Genomic DNA, 21,049 nt, shown 5'->3' with positions numbered 1-21,049 from the left:
CGGGTAGCGTGCGAATCGGATCGATCACCACCGATCACCACGAAGGCCTGGAGGTATCCGTGCGTCGCCGACACACCATGACGCGGCTGCTGGTCATAGCCGCACTCGGACTGCCGTTCATCCTTCCGGGAGCCCCGGCCGTCGCCGCCCCGACCACCCCACCCCGGCAGCTGACCGACGTGGTCCCCGCACCCGTGGAGACCCGCCCCGACACCCGCGGCACCTTCCGGATCAGCCCGCTGACCGTCATCCGCACCGCACCCGGCTCGCTCGCCGCCTGGCAGGCGGGACGGCAACTCGCCGAAACCCTGCGCCCCGCCACCGGCTACCCGCTGCCCGTGCTGCCCGTACATTCGACTCCGCTGCCCGAGATCGCCCTGGTCGTCGGGGGAGCGGACGCACGGATCGGTCCGGAGGGCTACCAACTCGACGTGGCCCACCGCGGCGTGACGATCCGGGCCAACACCGCGGCCGGGCTGTTCGCCGGCACGCAGACGCTGCGCCAACTGCTACCCGCCCAGATCGAAGCACCCGACCGGCAGCGGGTCACCTGGACGGTGCCCGGCGGACGGATCGTGGACTACCCCCGCTTCGCGTACCGCGGCGCGATGCTCGACGTGGCCCGGCACTTCCACACCGTCGACGAGATCACCGCGTACGTGGACCTGCTCAGCCAGTACAAAATCAACTACCTGCACCTGCACCTGACCGACGACCAGGGCTGGCGGATCCAGATCGACTCCTGGCCCCGGCTCACCACGGTCGGCGGCGGGCCGGGCACCGGAGTCGACGGCGTCGGCCCCGGGTTCCTCACCAAGGCCGACTACAAGGCCGTGGTCGCGTACGCTGCGGCCCGCCACATCACGATCGTTCCCGAGATCGACATGCCCGGGCACACCAACGCCGCCCAGTCGACCTACCCCGAACTCAACTGCGGCGGCGTCGCACCGGCCCCGCGTACCGACACGGCGGTCGGCTACAGCTCGCTGTGCATCAACGACGACCTGACCTACCGCTTTGTCGAGGACGTCATCCGCGAGCTTGCCGAGATCACGCCCGGCCCGTTCCTGCACATCGGCGGCGACGAGGCGCACGCGACCACCGACGAGGACTACCGCACCTTCATGAACCGGGTCCTCCCACTGGTCGCCAAGTACGGCAAGCGCGCCTCCGGGTGGAACGAGGTCGCGCAGGCCGACCCGCCGACCGACGTCGTCGCGCAGTTCTGGGGCACCGGCACCACCAACGCCGACCTGGCCGAGGCCGCCGCCCGGGGCAACAAGGTGGTCATGTCGCCGGCGAGCAAGTCCTACCTGGACATGAAGTACGACGCCAACACCCGCCTCGGGCTGCGCTGGGCCGGCTACATCGAGGTGTCCGACGCGTACGGCTGGGATCCGGCCACCCGGGTCACCGGCGTCGGCGAGGACGCGATCCTCGGCGTCGAGGCGCCGCTGTGGTCCGAGACGCTGCGCACCCTGGACGACATCGAGTACATGGCCTTCCCACGCCTGCCCGCGATCGCCGAACTCGGCTGGTCCACGGCAGCCAGCCACAACTGGGAGTCGTTCCGGACGCGACTGGGGGAGCAGGCACCCCGCTGGCGACTGCAGGAGGTCGACTTCTACCCGTCCCCGCAGGTGCCCTGGCTCTGACCGGATGAGCGTGCGGGGGTCCGGCCCGGACCCCCGCGCACGCCCACCCACATCCGGGCCGGCGCCGAGGGCGAACACGCTCGCTAGGATCCCGACATGAGCCTGGCGGTTGACGAGTCAGCGGGAGCCGGACCGGCAGTCGTCTGCCTTCCCATGTTCAGCACGACGCGCGCCGCCACGGCCGCCGCCTTCGGCCCGGCGTTCGCGGGCGCCGGCCTGCGAGAGGTGTACGTGGATCTGCCGGGCCACGGCGACTCCCCAGTGACCTGCCGGCCCGCCTCCCAGGCCGTGCTGGACACCGTATGCGCCTGGCTCGACCGCCACGTCGACGCGCCGGTCCTGCTGGCAGGTGCGTCCTACGGCGCCTACCTGGCCGCCGGGATAGCGCGCCAGCGGCCCGAGCTTGTCCGCGGTCTCCTCCTCGTCTGCCCGGGCGTCACCATCGCGCCAGCAAGCCGGACCCTGCCCGAGCTCGATCCCCCCGAAGCGCCCCCGGGCTGGCTCGACGCCGCCCCCACCGGACTGCGGGCACACCTCAACGTGGCACTGGGTCACCGCACGCCGGCTGTCGTCGCGACAGTGCTCGCGGCACTGGAGTCCGGCGGCCCCGGCGACGAGAAGTTCCAGGAAGAACTCCGCGCGGGCACCGACTACGCCCTTCCCGACGAGGACGCCGACATCGCCTTCGACGGTCCGGTCAGCGTCATCACCGGCCGACAGGACGGCATCGTCGGCTACGCCGACCAGTTCCACGCCATGCGCCACTATCCCCGCGGCACCTTCACCGCGATCGACGCGGCCGGGCACTACCTCCCGTTCGAACAACCCACGCTGCTGCGGTCACTCACCCAGGACTGGCTGCACCGAACCCGCACCTGAGGACAGCCCGTCGGTCACGCGGGCTCCGGATTCAGCTCGGCCCCCGTCTGCAGACAGATCAGCGCCGTCGGGGTGCAGACCTCCCAAGGCTCGTCGACGGCGACCTCCTCACCCGGGCGGTCGAGGGCGTCGCCGATCAGGACCTCGATCGGCGGGTACGGGTTCCTGCCGTCCCGCCACGGGCGCGGCGTCAGCACCGGGATCTGCGACGTCTCCAGGTACCTCCCGACCGCATGCTCGTAGCCGGCACGCACCGGCACCGTCACCCGAGCGGCACCGGCCTGCAGGAACGCCTCATGAACAAGGTCCGAGCTGGTCCGGGTCCGCAGCGTCGCCCACCGCTCCCGACCGGCCCACTGGTACGGGTAGAACAGGTAGACCATGTTCTCCCAGTCGAAGAGGTCCTCACCGAACTGGATCTGGTCCGCCTCCGCCGTGATCTCAAGACGATTGATGCGCGGGGCTTCGTCAGCCGGGAAGGTCAGACTGCCGAACTGGTCGAACTCGTGGCCGAAGAGCACACTCTGGCAAGCCCGCTTCAACTCCAACTGTTCGACCCGCCGGTTCATCTCCGACGGCTGCTCGGACCGGTACACCGCGCGGGCCAGCCGCAGACGCTGGTCGTTGTCGTAGGCCGCCAACTGCGTCAGATAGCTGGCCCGGATCGCCTCGTACGCCCGCAGCCGCCAGGCCTCGTACGCGGCGGTGGTGCGTTCGCAACGCACCCGCACCACCACCGTGAGACCACCACGCTGATCGGCGCTGATCCCGACGGGCAGCGGCCCGGGAAGCACCTGGTCGAGCGGGACGTGCATCTGGCCGTCACCGCCGTCGTTGCTGCTGACCCGCTTCTCACCGATCGCGATCTGCACAGCCTGCGGCGGGCTGCCCTCCTCCGCGGTGTACTCGCCGTCCACCAGCCCCCAGGTGGTGGTCACGTACGCCTCGGTGGCCTCGAAGCCGGCCGGCACCATAACCTCACCGACGTACGAGCTGTAACCCCACTCCGGCTGCGACTTGTCAGTGGAGTTCTGGGCGTAGTCGAACGGCCGCGCCGGCGGGTCGGCGAACGTGACGGTGGCCGACACCTCCGGCTCGGGCGGTGGCTCGACGCCGACCACATCCCAGCGCGCCGCCTTCTCGGCGTAGTTCTCCTCATTGAGGTCGGCGACGTCGAGGAACCAACCGGCCGGCTTCGCGACCGCACCCTCGTCGCTGCTCTGCTGCGCCAGGTAGACCAGCACGGCGGCCGGCTCAGGCACGATGAACTGGAGCAGCAGCCGTTCCCCGTAGTTGTAGACCTGAGCCTGGTCGACCTTCGTGAGCCAGCGGTAGACGCCGGTGATGTTCGCCAACCCGTCGGCGTTGTCGAACCGGTGATCATTGGTTTCGGTCACCCGGGTCGTGCTGGTGATGGCGCGACGCTCGGAAACCTCGCTGCGCAACAGCTCGGAAGCCCGCTCGGTGAGCGTCTTGGAGTACGAAACGGCCGAACTCATGCTGCTCGCGGTGGTCGTGGACCGGTCAGCGTTGATGTCGACGCCGGCCTGAACCGGGCCGAAACCGCCCGAGACGCTGACCCCCAACGACATCGAGGTGCTCTGGGTTGCAGCGGTGGTCAGCGCCCGATCGAGGCTGTTCTGCTCCGTGGTCTCCAGCTCCTGGGTGGTCTCGGCGATCGACTGCGTCGACGTGGTGACCGACTCCCGGGTGCTGGTGTCGACCACGTGAGTGCGACCGCGTACCTCGCTGGCCAGCACGTTCTCGACGTGCGAGATCTCGCCGAACTCGTAGCGCAGATGCACGGTCCGGATGACCATGAGGTCGCCACGGCCGACGACCCGCGCCTGCGCGCTCAGCACCGGAACCCGTGGCGGAACGTACTCAATGTCGTCACCAACGACGACGGGCCCGCTCTCGACCAGCCGCCCCGGATCCATCGCCTCAGCCCGCCGGTCCGCACGACGGCGGGCAGCCTCGCGTTCGGTGTCGAACAGCTTGCGCAGGGCGCGCAACGTGCCGGTGGCCGGCACGCCCAGTTCGGTGGCGGCGCGGGACGCCGCCTCGATGGCCGGGACGAGGTCGGCGAAGCCGGCCGCCTGGACGTCGGCGAGCGTCGGATCCGGATTACCGGTGACGAGTGCCCGGGCAAGCAGACGCCCGGCGTGAACGGCCAGGTCTCCGAAGTGCTGGGCGTAGCCGACGTCGGCGTCGAACTGCGGCGCCGGCTTCGGTCCGGGCGGCAGCTCCAGGTCGCGGCCACCGATCAGCGAGCGGACCAGGCAGACGTCCTCGGCGTCGCTGCCAGCGAGACGGATCAGGGTGATGCCGCGCAGCAGCCGCAGGAGGACGGTCGACGCCACGCCACGCGGCCGACCCAGGAACCGGCCGAGGGCGGTCATGTCCACGGTCCAGCGCGTGAGGGCGGCTGTCGGACCGCGCAGCTGTTCCGAGGTCACCTGCCGCTCGGCCGCCCACGCGGTGATGACCTGACGCAGCTTCCCGACGGTGAGGCTGGAGTCGACGGCGGCCCGCCGCAACAGGGCCAGGGCCAACCGACCGAGGTCCTCGATCGCGTCGTCCTGCTCCTTCCTCCGGGCGTCGTACAGTGCCCAGGCCTGCTCGACGTCGCGGCTGGCCAGCGCATTCCTGACCGGTGGTGACCAGTCGTCGCGGAAGTCGAGGACCGGTCCGATGACCTTCGGTCCCGTGGAGCAGGCGCCGTCCTCAGCACCCGCGGGGTCACCCGCCCGGCGCAACTGCACGAAACGGAGCGTGGCCTCTGGTGTTGCCGGCATGGCCGATCCTCCAGTCAGAGTTGGGGCAGGCGCAGCGCGGTCGGCATGCCGTAGCGGTCGACCTGGCTGTTGAGTCGTCGCACGAGCTCGTTCCAGGCCCCGGCCGCCTCGGGTGTCGAGGCCAGCGCCCGCTGCCACTCGTCGTCCCGCAGCGCGGCCATCAGCTCGGCCAGGGTCCGCTGGTCGAACGCGATGACCGGCTCGGTCACCCGGGCGATGTCGGTCAGGGGAAACGGCTCCGCGGTCGCGCCGTACGTGGACGTGTAGTCCTGCGCGCGCGCCGCATAGTCGTAGTCGGCCTCTTCCGCGATGGTCGGGACCACGCGGTTACCCCAGCGGTCCAGCCGGGTCATGCCGCCCATCATGCGTCCGGCGTAGAGGTCGGTCAGCGCGTGATCCCGTGGGGAGAGCAGGTGCAGATTGGCCGGCTCGCTCGCCCCGGTCAGCATCGACAGCCGGCTGCTCCACAGATCCTCGTCGAGCTTCTTCCGCAACGTCCGAACCCAGCGCTGCATCTCCTTGATGAACCGCTGAGGCCTCGCGTGTTCCCACTCGTAGACACGGATGGCCACGTTCCGCGCCGACGGAAGCCGCATGGCCATCTCGAACAACTCATCGCGGGACAGCCGGAAGTACGGATCACGGCCGAACCGGCTGCGCACGTCCAGCGGATCCCCGCGCGGCGCGGTCGCGCTACGACCATGGTGATCCCACAACCGCTGCAGCTCGGCGTCGTCGCCGGTCAGGATCCGCTCGTCCTCCAACCGCGCCGCGAGCTCCCAACGCGCCTGCGTGACCGTCCGGGCGCTGGGCGGCCCCGTCTCGAACGAGAAACGGTAGATCGGGGCGTCCCCGGTGGAGATCATGTGGGCGATCTGCACCTCGGACATCAGCAGGTCAGGGTCGTAATCCCAGGCGTGCAACTCGTCCGAGCTCCGCACCTGCAACTCCCGGAACAGCTCCGGACCCCGCGCGGTCAACGGGATCTCCCGGTCCCACACCCGCGACGCCAGCACCGTGCCGATCGAGCGGTTGCCCCGGCCGGTGACCACCGCGCCGTACGCCGGGTAGCGCAGGCCCGGGCTGACCGGAGCGTTCATCGGCATGACGTTCAGATCATCGGGCAACTCGACGTGAAAACCCTCGTGGTAGCGGTAGGACCCATAGGACACCCCGCCGTCGAACGGCGTCGACACCGTCCGGAAATCGGCGTACGCCCGCCGCAGCGCGTCGACGTAGCGCGCCGGATCCGACGTGCGCAGCAGCGTCGCGGACGCCTCCCCGAGCAGCGCGTCGACCACACCGGACAGCAGCGACCCCTGGCCTGCGGCGGCCAGGAACCCCTCCATCGACATGCCCGGGAAGTCCCGGCGCACCGCCTCGAAGGCATGCTGCAGAAAACCGGACCGAAAACAGACCCCGGACCGGTCAATCAGCTGCTCGGGATCACGCAGGAACGCAGGCGACGGGACGTCCGTCCGCAGGAGCGCCCGGGCCTGGGGAGTCATGCGCTGCAACTGGCCCAGCAGTGCGAGCCGCTCCGGTACGGACAGGCCGGCGTTGGCCGGCACCCGCGTCATGGCTGACCCTCGATGCGTTCGACCAGCGAACGGGCCAACACCGCGTCGCCGGGCACCACTGCCTCCGCCGCCTCCCGCAGACGCCGGCCGGGATCGTCGCCGAGGGTCGTGACCCGCCGGCCCGAGGCGAGCAGCGAGCCGACCGCCCGTTCGGCGACCTCGGGAAGGAGCACACCACCGAGGGTGATCGCCGCCTCCAGGCCGCCCATCGGCTCGCCGTAGAGGTTCTTCCCGGTCAGCACGTACGCCGCCACGCTGCCCAGGTCACGTAGGTCGTACATGACCTGCAGGGGCGGAAACGGAACGAACTCGCCGACCGCCACGACGATGTGGACCAGCTCCTCGATCGTCGCCGCCCGTGCCTCCAGAACGGCCTTGGCGCCAACCTCGCCGTCGGCGATCAGCAGCGGCACGTCGTCGACATGCGTGACGACCTTCTCGCGGTACTGGACGACACCGTCGATGTCCGAATCTCCCGCGGCACCGAGGGGCAGGTCCAGGACGACCCGCACGTTCTCGGTGCGGACCACGGTCAACCGGAAGCACGGCGCGAAGGCCGCGGTCGTGTCCGGCGGTTCGGGCGACACCTCGCCGTCCGCGTCCAGAAAGTCGAGTCGATAAGCGAAGCGGTCCTCCGCACTCGCCGGATCGACGCGGATGCGGATCGGTACGGGTGCGGCCTCCGGCAACCCGCCGAGCCACTGGACGTAGGTGTCGAGCAGGCTCATCAACATCGCGAACACGGCATCGTCGACGACCTTCGCCGTCTCGACCAGCCAGTTCGGCTGCCAACTCCACGGGGTTCCCCGAGGCAGCCGGCGCGGGTCCGGCTTCATCAGCACCAGGTCGACGCCGTCCGGGCAGGTCTCCTGCACCGCCACGGGTTGCGGCTCGCCGAGTGCCCGGCCCATGGCGACGGCGTTCGCGACGATGTCCGGCTCCGCCAGCGGTACGGCACGCAACGGCGCGCCGAGCGGCGGCACTGTCATCGGATGACGGTGCCGCTCGAACTCGAAGCGCAGCGCCTGATCGCAGGTGACGGTGCCGTCACCCGGACGGTAGGCCGCCCGGACGACACCCAGGGCGACCTCGCCCAGCAACGGCCGCTGCGCGAACGTGACGCCCGGCGCCGCGGCGACCCGCAGCGACATCGCACCCCAGTGGAAGATCGCCGACCGGTCCGTCGCCGGGTCGGCGCCCGCCGGCGCATCGGTGATACCGAAGCCGCGCGCGGGCGCGAACGCGTACCCGAAGGGGAGTGGCTCGTATTCGACCGGCTCGCGGCCCTGGGAGAGTGTGACGGTCTCCGCCGCACCCCCGATCCTGTGTTCGACGGTCAGGTCGAAGGCGAGCGGACGCGCGGTCGGGAAATCCAGCACGGTCACGGCGGACGGGTCGAGCGGCCGGCCCAGCGAGGCGGCCGTCGCCACCTCGTAGTACCAGCCGGGCAGGTAGACGATGGAGAGGTTCTCCGGGTCGAGGTACCGCACGTGCAGCACGTTGCTCATGGCGTCGATGCAGACGAACACTGGGCTGACCGGCGACCCACGGCAGATCTCCATCCAGCGCCCACCGACGTGGTCCGGAGCGTCCACCGCCAACCAGACGTCCGCCAGCAGGCCGCTCAGGTGCCGTACCGCAGCACCGGCGGCTTCCAGGTTGGCGGCGTCGCCCATGGCTGGAGGCTAGCCCGCATCGAACTTCAACACTGTCGTCGATGCGCCAGCCGTCAATCCGGACCTGGTACAAGACCCGGGGGGACCCCGACCACCCGGGGGACCGCCCTGGCAAGGACGTCTATCTGTGTCTATCTGCGCCAGTGTGGTCGCCCGCAACCCCGCATCCGCTGCGAGTCGTTTCGGCTGGGGCGGGGGACAGGTGATCCGGCTCGTCAGCAGCCGATCCAGCGCGCCGGGCGGAGCCGGGTGCCGTTGGTGGAGCCCACGACCGTGCCGTCGTCGGCGATCGCCCAGCCGAAGATGATCAGGACGTCGGGGATGGCGCCGCGCAGCGGGACGATGCGGCCGTCGTGGTCGACCGCCCGGTCGCCGAGCACCGTGCCTCGGGCGTTGACGTCGGATGCGGGCCCCAGCGCGGGGTTGACCGCGACCGCCAGCCCGGTCCGCAGGTTCCAGCGCACCGAGGTGCTGTCCTCGTACGGGCTGCCGGCGCCGATTCTGCCGACCGCCCAGTCTCCCTGGGCTGCGAAGACAGTGGACCACCGGGCACCGGGCGCGGTGAGCAGGACGGTCGTTCCGTCCGGGCGGCGTACCCAACCGGAGCTCAGGGAACCGCCCGAGCCTCCCGCGCTGCCGACGATGGTCCCGTCGTCGAGGATCTCCGTCGCGCCGGCGTTGGGCGGGGCGTCGATCACCTCGACGGCGCCCGGCCGGTCCGCTGGCCAGAGCAGCGGCAGGGATGTCTCGGTCTCCTCGACGGCGCCGCTGCCGACGATGTCGCCGCGGGAGTTGATGCCGTACGCCGAGGCGCCGGAGACCGTCGGCGGGATGGGTAGCCACTCCAGTTGGCCGTCGCGGTAGCGCCACGGCCGGTGGGAGTTGTCGACGAAACCGCTGCCGATGATGACGCCGTGCCGGTTGATGCTCGCGAGTTGAAGCTCCGCCTCTGTCGGGACGATGGTGAGGCGCGGCTCGTCCCAGACCAGCGGCCGGCGCGGAGGGCCGTCCCGGCGCGCCAGGCCGTCCCAGAGCAGCAGCAGCGGGTGGCGGTCGTCGTCGGTGACCCGGTAGCCGACGCCGGCGGTGAACCGACCGGTCGGGTCGACCACCCGGGCGTAACCGTTCAGATCGGCCGGCAGCGGCAGCGGTCGCAGCGCGCAGACCCGGACTTTCCTGGGGTTCGGCGCGGCCGTGACGACGTCGGGCAGCCCCAGCGTCGCGGTGAGGGCGGCGGCGGTGAGGACGGCCAGGACGCTGCTCCGAGCAATCCTGATCATCTGTGCTCCCGGGAGGTGTGTTGTGGTGTGTGCTCACCAAAGCACATCGATGTCCGTACCGGTAGTCACCGTCCCGGTGCCACAGGTGTCATTTCTCAATTGACCTGGGCCACACGGATGGCTCCTGAGCTGCGGTGGCCCAAGTTAGTGAGAATCCTTGGAAAGCCATGCCTCTCATTATCTTGGGCCATGTGTAGGTTCTCTCATTATCTTGGGCCGAGTACGGGCGTCGAGTCTAGAGCCTCGCACTGAAGGGGGTCTTCCGACGTCGGGGCGAGCGCGCGTGGGCCACGGTGCTTGGCCCGACGTCGTGCGCTGATCGGATTTGCAGTGCGGTGGACATTCGGCTCTGGTTGATGGCCGTACCTCGCCTGCGGTCTCAGTGAGGTGTGTCTGTTGACGTCCGTCGCGATGCGCGGCGCGCTGCGAGTTTGTGCGCGGGGTCGCGGTCGAGTTTGTGCCGGTCGCGGTCGTAGCGTCGGGTGGTGCGGGGGTCGGCGTGGCCCATGGCGTCCTGGACGTCTTCGAGCGGAACTCCGGCCTCGCGGGCGGTGGTGGCGAAGGCGTGGCGCAGCGAATGCGGTGACAGCCTTGCCGCTGACGGAATGCCGGCTGCGGCGGCGAGTCGGCGGATCATGAGGAAGACGTTGGGCTCGGCGAGGCGGCCGGGCCTGCCGTCGACGCCGGAGGTAGCGAACAGCGGGCCGGTGAGGTTCCCGGCGCCGGCGGCCCGAACGGCGAGGTAGGCGTCGAGCGCTTCGGTGGTGTGCGCCGGTAGAGCGCGCTCGCGTTGATCACGTCCCTTGGCGACGGTGCGCAGCGTGCGGTGGCCGGCGTTGTGTCTCAGGTCGATTACCTGACAGTCGAGGGCCTCGCCGATGCGCAGACCGAGGTCGGCGAGTAGTCGTAGCAGTGCCCGGTCGCGGAGCGCTGCCAGGTGGCGAGCCCGGTGGCTGGGGCTCGGATGAGCGGCAGCGACTGCAGTTCGAGCGGCGCACTGGGTGTCGGCTTGGGCGAGTAGCTGGTCTACTTCGTCGGGGGTGAGCCCGGCGGTTGTTGCGGCTTGGGGGAGCTGAGGTCGCTTCACACTGGCGGTGGGGTTGCGGGCGACCGTGCCGTCGGTGTTGGCCACCAAGTGGCGGTACCAGCTGGACAATGATGACAGCGCGCGGGCGACGGTGGCTGGTTTTGCGGCCCGGTCTGTGTGGCCGTGCAGCTCGCGCCATACCCGAAACTGGGTGAGGTCGCTCGGCCGGGCGGTGAGCGGGTCTAGTCGCTCGCGGACGCACCAGTTGAGGTATGTGGTGAGATCCCTGCGGTAGCTGATTGCGGTGTGCCGGGAGCGGGCCCATGCTTCGAGGTTCCAGGCGACGGTGAGGCGACGGATGCTGAAGCGGCCGTCGTCGGCGGGCAGGCCCGGCAGACCGGCAGCCCACGCGACCACCTGTTGGATGCCGGTCAGCTCAGCTCCGGATTTAGGGTCCGGTCCGGGTGAGGCAGCGGTGGTGGTCTTGATAGTCATGTTTGCGCTCTTCGCGGGCGGTGAGGTGCATCGGCTGCGGGGTCGTACAGTCGCAGCACCCCGGCGGTGCCCAGGTACAGCCGGCGCAGGGTCCGCTCGCCGTCGGGGTCAGCGGGCCCGGTTGGGTGTCGCTCGTGGTTGATCCATGAGGCGAGTCCACCGTGGCTGTACCTGGAGGGGTGCGCTGGATGTCCCTTGAGGATCTCGTCGTAAAAGCGGAAGCGGTCCGCAATCTCGCCCGACGTGGCCGTGCGACGCCAGAACGGTGAGGAGATCACGGACAAGATCGTGACGACTTCGGGGTACTGCGCCGCGTAGCCGTAGGGCAAGGGCAGGAACTCCGCGTGCTCGCGGGCGTGCAGACGCCTCATGCGCTCGTTGCGTGGGGTCGGAGCAAACGGGTTGCGTGAGCCCCAGTGTTCGATAGCGCAGGCGTCGGAGAAGTAGAAGCGCACGCGGGGGTAACCGCGGCGGCGGATGAGCCGCCGCAGCCGAGTCTGCGCCTGGACAATCTCGGGCATGTCGGCCACGTCGACTTGGTCGCGTGGCTGCGAGACACCGTCGCCGACCCATAGCTGGTGACGGACGCAGACGTTGTAGTCGCATCGTGCCCAGATCGTCACGGGGCCGGTGGCGCCCGCGCATCTTCGGCATAACGGATGTCGCCGGTTGGGGTAGCTGCCGACGACCTGTCCGATCATCGGCGGTGCGTAGCGGTACGGGACGCGCTGGCGGATCTCCGGCAAGGCGTAGGCCAGCCGCGGCTCGGCGAATCCGGTGACCGCCGCGAGAGACTCCGACGCGATGGCCTCGCGGCGGCTGCCCTGGCGCCGCGGTCTCAGGTGGGCGGCGAGGTCAGCGCGGGACAGGTAGTTTCTCGCCGCGAGCCGGTCGATGTACGACTCGAGCGTCTCGTCGTGTACCGGGGCGATGCGTCTGGGCAGCCGCCGAAGCCGCGGCTGCCCCCAGCCGGCGGTCGCCGGGATCATTGTCGCGAACCGGCGCGGCGGGCGGAGGACTCGGCAGCGTGGTCAATGCGCACCGCGTCCATCGCGGCCCGCGAGATGGTCTCGGTGCCGTCAAGGATCGCGCGTATCGCCGCGGCGCGGATGAGGTACGACAGGCTGCCGATCATGCCGCTGGTGCGCTGGTGCAAGTACTTCGCCAACGAGGTCAGCGTGCCGGGCTTGTGGTGGTGCAGTCGCAGCGCGCTCTCCATGCTGGCGACGAGCTGTTTCCACTCGTCGTGGTAGGGAAACGGGCCGGTGTTGACCAGGACGCAGCGTCCGGCGAGCTGCCGGCCGCGTACGCGGCGAGCACCGCAACCCCGCCCATCTGACCGCGTCCAGGAGCCGCGCTGCAGATCCAGCTCAAGCAGCCGCGAGTGGCGAGCACGCGGAAGGGCCGATCCGGCATCTAGCTGTACTGACCCGAGAGGTTGGGGACGCGGCTGGTGGGTGGTAGGCCGCCGAGTGCGGTGTGTCCGCGGTGGTGATTGTAGGTGTGCAGCCAGGCGGGCAGGGCTTCACGGCGTTCGGTTTCGGTGCGGTAGGGGCGTGCGTAGGCCCATTCATCGAGCATGGTGCGGTTGTAGCGTTCGACTTTCCCGTTGGTCTGGGGTCGGTAGGGCCGTGTGCGTTTGTGGGTGATCCCGGCTGTGGTGAGGGTGTCGCGCCAGAGTTGGGATCGGTAACAGGAGCCGTTGTCGGTCAGCACTCGTGTGACGGTGATGCCCTGGGCGGTGAACCAGGTGTGGGCGCGTGACCAGAAGGCGGTGGCGGTTTCCTTGGTCTCGTCGGGCAGGATTTCGGTATAGGCCAGGCGGGAGTGGTCGTCCACGGCGTTGTGCAGGTAGTGGTAGCCGAGCCGGGGCTCGCCACGTCGCACGCGGGTGACGCCGGGCATGGCCGAGCGGTTGCGGGTGCCGGCATGGCGTCCGAGCACGCGGTGGCCGCCGCCGTCAGGGATGTTGCCCAGTTTCTTGATGTCGACGTGCACCAGGTCGCCGGGGTGTTCGTGCTCGTAGCGGCGGATCATCCGGCCGGTGGCCCGGTCGAGGTGGGTGAGCCGGGCGAGGCGGTAGCGGGTCAGGACCCGGTGCACGGTGGCCGGGTTCAGCCCGAGCAGGAACGCGATGCGGGCCGGACCCCACCGGCGCAGGGTCCGGACCTTGACGACACGCCGTTCGGTGCGTTGCGAGGTCCGGGCCGGGCTGTGGTGCGGGCGTGAGGAACGGTCGGTCATACCCGCCGGCCCGTCGGTGCGATATCGATCGGCCCAGCGTTTCGCGGTGGTGGGTGAGACCTGGAAACGTTCCGCGGCCCGGCGTAGTGGCCACCGTTCCTCGACCACGCAGCGGGCCAGGCGCAGCCTGCCAGTCTCGGACAACGGTGCATTACGGTGGGGCATGAGGGCCTCCGCAGGTTCGGGGTAGGACGTCGCAATCCACACCGAACCCGAAGGCCCTCACCTTTTTCAAGATCTACCCGTCACCAACGTCTGTGGTCAGTACATCTAGCCCAGGTCCCACGCGGTCCACGTGACAATCCAAGGCCGCTCGGGTCGCGTGGCCGGAAGCGGCTGATCCCCGAACAGCACTGCTCCTACCGCTTCGGCCGCCGCGCGCATCTCTGCCTCCGGGTCCCGCAGCGGATCACATATCACCAGCAGGAGATCGCCGTGAACGAGTGTCTGGGCGGGGTGGCCCGTCTGCTGCCTGATCAGTGACCGAATCTCCTTCCGGAGGACGGCAAGCTGGTCACCGGGCACCTCCCGGACCTCCGCGTACCCGCGCTCACGCACCACGCCGCAGACCACCTGGGCAACGACCGGGACCCTGCGGTCGACCGCAGGCGCGGGGAACAGGCGGTCCATCGCCGTCAGACACCGCCGGCAGGTCGGCGCGAACGCCGGCTCCCGGTACCTGCTCAGCGTGCCCCCTTCACCCCCGACCATCAGCGCCCACTCCCGGCCGCACATCGTCGTGTGCTCCCAGACCGGCTCCCGCAGCGCCTCAACGTCATACCGCCGCTGGACTGCCTCCCGCTCGCGATCCCCGCCCGTGAGGTAGTGCTCGGGTACAGCGCCGCGGCCCGGCTCCGACGGCCGGTGCCGGCGCGCGAGGTGCACGGCCTCACCACCGCTGACCGCCACGAGAAGCAGAACCTGCTCCCCAGCGATGATGACGTTCGGTCCATGCAGGCCGTCACGCATGCCAGCAGTATGGCTGCCCCTACTTGCAGGACGGCCACAGGCGAGGCTTGCGCGGCCCCGGACCCGCTGCCATTAAGTTCGTCGAGCACGACGACGCGGGACCGCATCTCCCATTGTCGCCGGCATGACACAACGTTCTCGCTTACATGGCGAACAGCTCGTCCGGCCGCTCGCAACTGCCGCTCTGCCCACCCGGCCCCGCCCGTGCCCGAGGCCGATACCGGCACTGCCCGTCCACGCTCGCCGGTGCTCGCCGCCGCGCAGGACGTACTGCTAGGGATGGCTGTCCCGTCGAGCTGCGGCCGGGTCGTCGCGCAACATCTCGGTACGTGGGCGGCGGGGCGGCTCTTCGTAACGCAGGCGATCCTGTGCACTCGGGCCGCTTATGTCCCCTCGAGTGGCGGCCTCCCGTGTCGCCTGCAGGACTTTGCCCGCGACGCACAAAGTCCTGCTAGCCTAAAGACCGCAGGACGCCCTTCCGGGCTCCCGCGCCCGCCTTGAGGCCCGCTGATGCGGGCCTCTCGTGCATCCGGATCAGTGCGGGTGGGCCATCGGATTCCAGCGGTGCGAGTGATAGCGCCGAGGCTCGACCGACTTGAGTAACTCGGTCGCAAGGTCACGGCAATCGTGTGTGGTCGGCCGACCGACGTCAACACGGACCTTGCCGAGCGCTGCCAGGAGATCCTGGCATGCCTTCTCGCAGCGCCGGCACGCCTCAGCACACACCCGGCAGTGCTCATGCATGCCGGCGTGCCGCTCGCACTCGTCGCCGGCCTTCGACAGTGCCGCTCAGCGGGCCTTCTTCGTCGCCCGCTTGCGGGGCGGCGTCAACAGCTCGGCGATCGCGGCGATCGCGGACGGCACTAGGCGGTAGTACGCCCAGACGCCGCGCTTCTCGCGCTCGAGCAGGCCGGCCTCGGTGAGGATCCGAAGGTGATGACTCACGGTCGGCTGGGAGAGATTAAGCGGCGCGGTGAGGTCACTCACGGACGCCTCGCCCTCCGGAGAGGACTGGATCAGACTGAGCAGTCGCAGCCGGGCCGGGTCGGCGAATGCCTTCAGCACTCCCGCGAGCCGCTCAGCATCGGCACGCTTAATCGGCTCGCCAGCAAGCGGCGAGATAGCAGGCGTAGCAGTTTTCGCAGTTCCCACGTCTTCCATCGTTCCACGCCGGTGGAACCAGGACCGGGTCACCGTCAGTTTGCGGGTAGGGAGCCTTGTTGATCCGTCCCGGTCGTGTCCGCCGCCGGACGGGCGAGTGTCTGCATCGGCCCAGCGTGTGGGGATCTTGGGCCGCTCGGCATGATGATCGGCGGACGGAGGGAGGTGCCGGCGTGCCCGGATCGTGTGACGTGGTGGTCGTCGGGGGCGGGCAGGGGGGCCTGGCGGCGGGCTACTACCTGCGCCGCGCCGGTCTGGACTACGTCATCCTCGACGCCCAGTCGCAGCCGGGTGGCGCGTGGCGGCATGGCTGGAACTCGTTGCGGTTGTTCTCCCCAGCGGAGTACAGCCCGCTGCCGGGGTGGGGGATGCCTCGGCAGGAGGGCGAGGAGTTCCCGACCGCCGGGCACGTCGTGGACTACCTACGGGCCTACGAGCAGCGGTACGACCTGCGGGTGCGCCGGCCGGTCCGGGTGCACGAGGTGCGGCCAGCCGGGGAGCGCCTGGCGGTGGAGACCGACGACGGGAGCTGGCTGGCCCGGTACGTCATCTCCGCCACCGGTACGTGGGACTGCCCGTACGTGCCCGACATCCCGGGCCGTGAGGAGTTCGCCGGCCGGCAGCCGCACACGGTGCACTACACCTCGCCGGAGCAGTTCCGGGGGCAGCGGGTCGTGATCGTCGGCGGAGGTAACTCCGCGGCGCAGATCCTGGCCGAGGTGTCCCGGGTCGCCGAGGCCACCTGGGTCACCCTGCGCGCGGCGCGGTTCATGCCGGACGACGTCGACGGTCGGGTGCTGTTCGGCGTGGCCACACGCCACGCGCAGCAGGGATCGCCGCAGGGCGTGTCCGACCTCGGTGACATCGTCATGGTCCCCAGCGTCCGCGCCGCTCGTGACCGCGGCGTCCTCACCGCGCAGCCGATGTTCCAGCGGCTGACCCCACTCGGCGTCGCCTGGGCCGACGGCCGGGAGCAGGTTTGCGACGCCGTCATCTGGTGCACCGGATTCCAGCCGAATCTCGCGCACCTGGCGCCTCTCGGCCTGGCCTTGGCCGACGACGGGGTGCCGACGGTGGGCACCCGGTCGGTCGACGAGCCCCGCCTCTACCTGCTCGGCTACGGCGACTGGACCGGCCCCGCGTCGGCGACGCTGGCCGGCGCGGGGCGCACCGCCAAGGCCACGGTCGCGGAGATCAGCGAGCTGCTACGCGCCTGAACGTGACCGGTGGGGCCTGACGAAGTGGTCGCAATGGTGCCAACGCAGCGGCGAGGTCAACCGAAGTGACTGGCGGATCGCCCGGACATCGGGACACCGCAAGCGAGGAATGCGGAGCGACTAAGAGAGTCCACGGGAGCAGGCGAAACCCTGACGCCGTCAGGGGAGGTCGGCGGTGTGGGCACTGACCCACAGCTGCGCGGCCATCTGCACGGCATCCCAGGGGCTGCCCAGCGGCGGGGTGTAAGACAGGTCGAGGTCAGTGAGGGCGTCGACAGTCATGCGGTGGTGCAGGGCGCCGGCGTAGATGTCGACGCGGGTGGCGACCGCGGTGTCGCGGTGGCCGATGAGCTGGGCGCCGAGCAGCTGTCCGCTGCGCTGGTCGCCGGTGATCGCGGTGGTGATCGGCTTGGCACCCGGGTAGTAGGCCTTGTGGTCGTCGACGCGGGAGACGTGCGCGGCGGGATCGAATCCGTGCTCGCGGGCGTCGGCGTCGCGCAGGCCGGTGCGGGCGGCTACGAGGTCGAAGACTTTGACCGCCTGGGTGCCCAGCGAGCCGGCGAACTGCCGGTCGCCGCCGGCGGCGTTTTCTCCCGCCACGCGGCCCTGCTTGTGCGCGGTGCTGCCGAGCGGCAGATACGTGGTGGTGTCCAGGAGCCGGTGGTAGGTGTGCACGCAGTCCCCGGCGGCGTAGACGTCCGGCACGCCGGTGCGCATCCGCCGGTCCACCGCAATCGCCCCGCGCACTCCCAGCCGGACCCCGGCGGTCTGCGCGAGCGCGGTGTCGGGCCGCACGCCGACGACGACGAGCACGACGTCTGTGACCTGGCTGAAGCTGCCCGTGTCGCCGAACTGGTCGGTGGAATGGCCGGTGACCTTCAGCCGGCCGCCGTCGCGTGCCACCTCGGTGACGGTGGTGTTGGTGACGACCCGCACGCCGTGGTGCGCCAGTTCGTCGGCGACCAGCGTCGCGAGCTGCGGGTCGACGGTGCCCAGCACCTGCGGGATCTGCTCGACCATGGTGACCTGCAGGCCGCGGGCGTGCAGGGCTTCGGCCATCTCCAGCCCGATGTAGCCCGCCCCCACGATCAGCGCGGATTCCGGGCCCCGCCGCAGCGTCTCGGCAAGGGAGAGGGTGTCGTCCATGGTGTGCAGCAGATGCACCCCGTCGGCCGGTGTGAGCTCGTGCAAGCCGGCGATCGGCGGGCGGACCGGGACGGCGCCGGTTCCGATGATGAGCCGGTCGTAGCGCAGCTCTTCGTCACGCCCGCCTGGTCCACTGACCGTGACGGTGCGGGACGTGGGATCGATGTGCCGGGCGCGGGTGTCCAAGACGAGCCGCAACCCGGCGCGTTCGAGGTCGTCGCGTGTGCGGTGGGCCAGGTCCCGCCAGTCCGGCACGTCGCCGGAGATGTGGTACGGGATGCCGCAGATCGAGTAGTTGGGGAAGGCGCCGGCGGCGACCACGGTGGTCTCGACGGACGGGTCGACCTGCTGGGCGCGCAGCCCGGCGCTGATGCCGGCGTCGCTGCCGCCGATGATCAAAATGTGGGACATGATGCCTCTGCTATCGGCGGCCGTGGGCGCGCGGACATTTTCACAGCGTAGGTTGCCGCGCATCGGGGTGCAGCTCAAGAACCCCCTGGCGCCCCGGAGCTGACTACGGGATGTCGGTCCTGCCGGACCTGCAACCGGCAGGACCGACGGAGATTCAGGAGTTGGCGGCGAGGTACCGCTCGGCGTCGAGGGCGGCGGCGCAGCCGGTGCCGGCGGCGGTGATGGCTTGCCGGTAGGTGTGGTCGACGAGGTCTCCGGCGGCGAAGACGCCGGGGATGTTGGTGCGGGTGCTGGGGGACTGCACGAGGACGTATCCCTCGTCGTCGACGTCGACCTGGCCGCGGAACAGTTCGCTGCGGGGATCGTGGCCGATGGCCACGAACACGCCAGTGACGTCGAGGACCGTGACCTCGCCGGTGTGGACGTCGCGCAAGCGCGCTCCGACGGCTACCCCGTCGTTGCCGATGATCTCCTCGACCACGCTGTTCCACACGACGCGGATCTTGTCGTTGGTGAGGGCGCGCTCGGCCATGATGCGGCTGGCGCGGAAGGTGTCGCGGCGGTGCACGATGGTGACGCTGCCGAAGCGGGTGAGGAAGGTGGCCTCTTCCATTGCGGTGTCGCCGCCGCCGACGACGGCGATGTCCTGGTCGCGGAAGAAGAACCCGTCGCAGGTGGCGCAGCACGAGACGCCGTGGCCGAGGAGTTCCTGCTCGCCGGGGACGCCGAGAGGCCGCCAGGCGGACCCGGTGGCAAGGATGACAGCCTCGGCTCGATAGGCCTTCTCGCCCACGTACACGGTCTTCAAGCCGGGGCCGGTGAGGTCGACGCGGGTGACGTCGTCGGTGATGAACTGGGCGCCGAAGCGGTCGGCCTGCTTGCGGAGATTGTCCATCAGCTCAGGGCCGGTGATGCCGTCGGGGAAGCCAGGGAAGTTCTCCACCTCAGTGGTGGTCATCAGCGCCCCGCCGGACTGGCTGCCCTCGATGACCAGGGGTGCGAGGTTGGCGCGGGCGGCGTAAAGGGCGGCCGTGTATCCGGCGGGTCCGGAGCCGATGATGATCAGGCGGTGCGGGTCGGGCACGAGGGGCTCCTGCTCAGGGGTGTGCCCGCCGCCGGACGGGCCGGCGGCGGGCAACAGACGGGGGAGGTGTGTCAGGCGGCGGGGGTGAGGTCGGCGAGGAGCTCCTCCACCCGGGCGCGGATTTCGTCGCGGATGGGGCGGACGGCCTCGACGCCCTTGCCGGCCGGGTCTTCGAGCTTCCAGTCCTCGTAACGCTTGCCAGGAAAGACCGGGCAGGCGTCGCCGCAGCCCATGGTGACGATGACGTCGGAGGACTCAGCGGTCTCGTACTCGAGGAGCTTGGGCGTCTGGTCGGTGATGTCGATGCCGACCTCGCGCATGGCCTCCACCGCAGCCGGGTTGACCGTCTCGGCGGGGGCGGAGCCGGCGGAGCGGACCTCGACGGCGTCGCCGCCGAGGTGGCGCAGCCAACCGGCGGCCATCTGGGAGCGGCCGGCGTTGTGGACGCACACGAACAGGACGCTGGGCTTGGACATCAGGAGCCTTTCTTGCTGTACGGGTCGCAGGGCCGGTTGACCGGCGCCTCGTCAGGAATCGCGGGCAGGTGTAGGTCGGGGTTGCTGTTGCGGTCGAGCTGGCGGTAGCGGCCGGCGGGACGCGGCGGGTTGAGCAGGCCCCGGTACGACCTGTCCACTCCGCTGTGCTCCGGGGTTGCGCTCATGCGTGATGGTCCAGCGCGGGGTCACGTTCGTCGGTGGGCACGACGACCTGGTCGGCGGCCTGCCCGGCGTCGGGGTAGAGCGCAGCCAGGAGACCGACGCCCACGGCGAGGCCGACGAGCTGCGCGATGACGAAGCCGGGCACCGAGGCGGGAGCGATCCCAGCGAACGTGTCGGTGAACGCCCGGCCGATCGTCACCGCCGGGTTGGCGAACGAGGTCGACGAGGTGAACCAGTACGCCGCGCCGATGTAGGCGCCGATCGCCGCGGGGGCGACGGGGGCCCGGCCGGAGCGGGCGAGGGCGAAGATCAGCAGGATCAGGCCGGTGGTGGCCACGACCTCGCCCAGCCACAGGTTGCCGGCGGCGCGGTCCTTGCCGGAGAAGTCGACGGCGGCCAGGTCGAACATCAGGTTCGCCAGCACCGACCCGCCGATCGCCCCGGCGACCTGGGCGACGGTGTAGCCGCTGAGGTCCCGGCCGGTCAGCCCGGTGCCGGCGCGGCGGCCGAGGAACCAGTCCGCGGCGGAGACGACCGGGTTGAAGTGCGCGCCGGAGACCGGTCCGAAGATCAGGATGAGCGCGCCGAGGGCGAACGCGGTGGCGGTCGAGTTCTCCAGCAGCTGGAGGCCGACGTCGCCGGGGGAGAGGGCGGTGGCCATGATGCCGGAGCCGACCACGGCGGTGACCAGCAGGGCGGTGCCGGTGAACTCGGCCAGCAGCCGCCGCCAGAGTGCGATGGTCATCAGTCTGTTCTCTCCCATTGGTG

The 21,049-nt window shown here is 70.3% G+C and carries 19 protein-coding genes; 3 read left to right on the top strand and 16 right to left on the bottom strand.

What is annotated here, in order from left to right; translation table 11 throughout:
- Positions 1–8 precede the first annotated feature (8 nt).
- Positions 9–1,655, top strand: coding sequence for a beta-N-acetylhexosaminidase (locus tag OG990_RS10765; protein ID WP_406080197.1), 1,647 nt, complete (start codon positions 9–11; stop codon positions 1,653–1,655).
- A 96-nt stretch (positions 1,656–1,751) separates the two neighbouring features.
- Positions 1,752–2,534, top strand: a complete 783-nt coding sequence (locus OG990_RS10760; RefSeq protein ID WP_406080196.1) for an alpha/beta fold hydrolase — start codon at positions 1,752–1,754, stop codon at positions 2,532–2,534.
- 14 nt (positions 2,535–2,548) lie between these two features.
- On the opposite strand, the gene OG990_RS10755 is transcribed toward OG990_RS10760, so the two are convergent.
- The 11 genes from OG990_RS10755 to OG990_RS10705 all read right to left on the bottom strand — a co-directional run bounded on the left by OG990_RS10755 (position 2,549) and on the right by OG990_RS10705 (position 15,764).
- Positions 2,549–5,332 carry a hypothetical protein gene (locus tag OG990_RS10755; RefSeq protein WP_406080195.1) on the bottom strand — a complete coding sequence of 928 codons (2,784 nt, stop codon included), beginning with the start codon at positions 5,330–5,332 and terminating at the stop codon, positions 2,549–2,551.
- Between the two features lie 14 nt (positions 5,333–5,346).
- Entirely contained in the window at positions 5,347–6,912 is a 1,566-nt protein-coding gene (locus OG990_RS10750; protein WP_406080193.1) for a hypothetical protein, read from the bottom strand.
- A complete protein-coding gene (locus OG990_RS10745; protein WP_406080191.1) occupies positions 6,909–8,588 on the bottom strand; it encodes a hypothetical protein in 1,680 nt (559 codons plus the stop codon). Before OG990_RS10745 ends, OG990_RS10750 begins: the two co-directional genes overlap by 4 nt.
- Positions 8,589–8,803: 215 nt before the next feature.
- A complete protein-coding gene (locus tag OG990_RS10740) occupies positions 8,804–9,868 on the bottom strand; it encodes a hypothetical protein (protein ID WP_406080189.1) in 1,065 nt (354 codons plus the stop codon).
- Between the two features lie 379 nt (positions 9,869–10,247).
- Positions 10,248–11,390 (bottom strand): tyrosine-type recombinase/integrase, encoded by a 1,143-nt coding sequence (locus OG990_RS10735; RefSeq protein ID WP_406080188.1) that lies wholly within the window; start codon positions 11,388–11,390, stop codon positions 10,248–10,250.
- Positions 11,387–12,379 carry a TniQ family protein gene (locus OG990_RS10730; RefSeq protein WP_406080187.1) on the bottom strand — a complete coding sequence of 331 codons (993 nt, stop codon included), beginning with the start codon at positions 12,377–12,379 and terminating at the stop codon, positions 11,387–11,389. Before OG990_RS10730 ends, OG990_RS10735 begins: the two co-directional genes overlap by 4 nt.
- Positions 12,376–12,609 carry a hypothetical protein gene (locus OG990_RS10725; RefSeq protein WP_406080186.1) on the bottom strand — a complete coding sequence of 78 codons (234 nt, stop codon included), beginning with the start codon at positions 12,607–12,609 and terminating at the stop codon, positions 12,376–12,378. The genes OG990_RS10730 and OG990_RS10725 overlap by 4 nt, the downstream gene beginning before the upstream one ends.
- A gap of 197 nt (positions 12,610–12,806) precedes the next feature.
- Positions 12,807–13,799 (bottom strand): IS481 family transposase, encoded by a 993-nt coding sequence (locus OG990_RS10720; RefSeq protein ID WP_406080185.1) that lies wholly within the window; start codon positions 13,797–13,799, stop codon positions 12,807–12,809.
- Between the two features lie 105 nt (positions 13,800–13,904).
- Complete coding sequence (locus OG990_RS10715; protein WP_406080184.1) at positions 13,905–14,603, bottom strand: hypothetical protein; 699 nt, start codon at positions 14,601–14,603, stop codon at positions 13,905–13,907.
- A 534-nt stretch (positions 14,604–15,137) separates the two neighbouring features.
- Entirely contained in the window at positions 15,138–15,347 is a 210-nt protein-coding gene (locus OG990_RS10710; protein WP_406080182.1) for a four-helix bundle copper-binding protein, read from the bottom strand.
- A gap of 45 nt (positions 15,348–15,392) precedes the next feature.
- On the bottom strand, positions 15,393–15,764 hold the full coding sequence (locus OG990_RS10705) for an ArsR/SmtB family transcription factor (protein WP_406080181.1): 372 nt from the start codon (positions 15,762–15,764) through the stop codon (positions 15,393–15,395).
- Between the two features lie 173 nt (positions 15,765–15,937).
- On the opposite strand from OG990_RS10705, the gene OG990_RS10700 reads away from it, so the two are divergent.
- Entirely contained in the window at positions 15,938–16,981 is a 1,044-nt protein-coding gene (locus OG990_RS10700) for an ArsO family NAD(P)H-dependent flavin-containing monooxygenase (protein WP_406080180.1), read from the top strand.
- 159 nt (positions 16,982–17,140) lie between these two features.
- On the opposite strand, the gene OG990_RS10695 is transcribed toward OG990_RS10700, so the two are convergent.
- From OG990_RS10695 to OG990_RS10675, 5 genes are all read right to left on the bottom strand, one after another.
- Positions 17,141–18,538, bottom strand: coding sequence for an FAD-dependent oxidoreductase (locus OG990_RS10695; protein WP_406080179.1), 1,398 nt, complete (start codon positions 18,536–18,538; stop codon positions 17,141–17,143).
- A gap of 154 nt (positions 18,539–18,692) precedes the next feature.
- Positions 18,693–19,622: a thioredoxin-disulfide reductase gene (gene trxB, locus OG990_RS10690; protein ID WP_406080178.1), complete on the bottom strand. Its 930-nt coding sequence runs from the start codon at positions 19,620–19,622 to the stop codon at positions 18,693–18,695.
- A gap of 71 nt (positions 19,623–19,693) precedes the next feature.
- Positions 19,694–20,101 carry an arsenate reductase ArsC gene (locus OG990_RS10685; protein ID WP_406081715.1) on the bottom strand — a complete coding sequence of 136 codons (408 nt, stop codon included), beginning with the start codon at positions 20,099–20,101 and terminating at the stop codon, positions 19,694–19,696.
- Positions 20,098–20,283: a hypothetical protein gene (locus OG990_RS10680; protein ID WP_406080177.1), complete on the bottom strand. Its 186-nt coding sequence runs from the start codon at positions 20,281–20,283 to the stop codon at positions 20,098–20,100. Before OG990_RS10680 ends, OG990_RS10685 begins: the two co-directional genes overlap by 4 nt.
- A complete protein-coding gene (locus tag OG990_RS10675; RefSeq protein ID WP_406080175.1) occupies positions 20,280–21,026 on the bottom strand; it encodes an aquaporin in 747 nt (248 codons plus the stop codon). Before OG990_RS10675 ends, OG990_RS10680 begins: the two co-directional genes overlap by 4 nt.
- Positions 21,027–21,049 lie beyond the last annotated feature (23 nt).

Origin of the sequence: Micromonospora sp. NBC_00858, from assembly GCF_045207365.1 — a bacterium.
Lineage (GTDB): Bacteria > Actinomycetota > Actinomycetes > Mycobacteriales > Micromonosporaceae > Micromonospora.
The sequence above is the reverse complement of the archived record's forward strand: the minus strand, read 5'-3'. Positions and strand labels throughout refer to the sequence as shown.

What these genes read in the sequence shown, in the direction of transcription:
- OG990_RS10760 (WP_406080196.1), top strand. Translation starts at nt 1,752, where the DNA reads ATGAGCCTGGCGGTTGACGAGTCAGCGGGAGCCGGACCGGCAGTCGTC.
- OG990_RS10755 (WP_406080195.1), bottom strand. Translation starts at nt 5,332, where the DNA reads ATGCCGGCAACACCAGAGGCCACGCTCCGTTTCGTGCAGTTGCGCCGG.
- OG990_RS10750 (WP_406080193.1), bottom strand. Translation starts at nt 6,912, where the DNA reads ATGACGCGGGTGCCGGCCAACGCCGGCCTGTCCGTACCGGAGCGGCTC.
- OG990_RS10745 (WP_406080191.1), bottom strand. Translation starts at nt 8,588, where the DNA reads ATGGGCGACGCCGCCAACCTGGAAGCCGCCGGTGCTGCGGTACGGCAC.
- OG990_RS10740 (WP_406080189.1), bottom strand. Translation starts at nt 9,868, where the DNA reads ATGATCAGGATTGCTCGGAGCAGCGTCCTGGCCGTCCTCACCGCCGCC.
- OG990_RS10735 (WP_406080188.1), bottom strand. Translation starts at nt 11,390, where the DNA reads ATGACTATCAAGACCACCACCGCTGCCTCACCCGGACCGGACCCTAAA.
- OG990_RS10730 (WP_406080187.1), bottom strand. Translation starts at nt 12,379, where the DNA reads ATGATCCCGGCGACCGCCGGCTGGGGGCAGCCGCGGCTTCGGCGGCTG.
- OG990_RS10725 (WP_406080186.1), bottom strand. Translation starts at nt 12,609, where the DNA reads ATGGAGAGCGCGCTGCGACTGCACCACCACAAGCCCGGCACGCTGACC.
- OG990_RS10720 (WP_406080185.1), bottom strand. Translation starts at nt 13,799, where the DNA reads ATGCCCCACCGTAATGCACCGTTGTCCGAGACTGGCAGGCTGCGCCTG.
- OG990_RS10715 (WP_406080184.1), bottom strand. Translation starts at nt 14,603, where the DNA reads ATGCGTGACGGCCTGCATGGACCGAACGTCATCATCGCTGGGGAGCAG.
- OG990_RS10710 (WP_406080182.1), bottom strand. Translation starts at nt 15,347, where the DNA reads ATGCATGAGCACTGCCGGGTGTGTGCTGAGGCGTGCCGGCGCTGCGAG.
- OG990_RS10705 (WP_406080181.1), bottom strand. Translation starts at nt 15,764, where the DNA reads ATGGAAGACGTGGGAACTGCGAAAACTGCTACGCCTGCTATCTCGCCG.
- OG990_RS10695 (WP_406080179.1), bottom strand. Translation starts at nt 18,538, where the DNA reads ATGTCCCACATTTTGATCATCGGCGGCAGCGACGCCGGCATCAGCGCC.
- OG990_RS10680 (WP_406080177.1), bottom strand. Translation starts at nt 20,283, where the DNA reads ATGAGCGCAACCCCGGAGCACAGCGGAGTGGACAGGTCGTACCGGGGC.
- OG990_RS10675 (WP_406080175.1), bottom strand. Translation starts at nt 21,026, where the DNA reads ATGACCATCGCACTCTGGCGGCGGCTGCTGGCCGAGTTCACCGGCACC.